The organism is Vibrio sp. 1978, assembly GCF_033344345.1.
Genome location: NZ_JAWPOP010000550.1, coordinates 1 through 659 on the forward strand (window position 1 = coordinate 1; position 659 = coordinate 659).

Sequence of the window (659 nt, forward strand, 5' to 3'; positions counted from 1 at the left end):
CTGATGATGATTCCATGATTGGCACCGGCATTGAAGGGATTAACCAGGATATGGTCGAGCGCTGGCAAGACCTCTGGGAACGCTTTGTGCTGGAGCTGGCGGATGATGTAAAAAGTCTTTCCAAGAAGCTCGAAGCGGACGGGTACTCGCTGATCGAGGCCTCTCCATGCGAAGATGAAGTGGTTTGGGAACGGGCCACTGAAAACTACCTGGTGCGTGTTACTGAACTCCCTGAGCGGGATTTCGATATGGGCCACTGGGATGACGAAGTAAGAGACCAAACAATTTGTTCTATCCTGGAAGGGAAAGAGCGAGTGCTTGGCCTACGTGTTGAGGTACTCTCTCGTGAAAACGAGATTGTCCTGGGTGAAGAGAGTCTGCACGGCTTGACCGTTGCCAGTGATGACAAGAGCTACGCTGGCTACAGACGAGAACTTCTCCGGGGCGCTATCCAGCAAACCAGGGACTTTTTCTCTCGCCACCTCAAAGCGGCATAACAAGGCAGGGGGAAACCCCTGCTTTACTTCCCAAGTCTTCTTACTCATGGTTAAGCCATCAGTAAGCAGATTTTGTCCTCCCTGAGGGCGAAAGCGTGCGATAGCTGGTCGCCAAAAACAAACAGCAAATTAACGTTAATTTATTAATCCCTGCGGGAGTCT

The 659-nt window shown here is 51.1% G+C and carries 1 pseudogene; it reads left to right on the forward strand.

The features are described 5' to 3' along the window. Positions 1 to 497, forward strand: a pseudogene (locus R8N49_RS27765) (NgrC); the annotation flags it as partial. Positions 498 to 659: the final 162 nt, after the last annotated feature.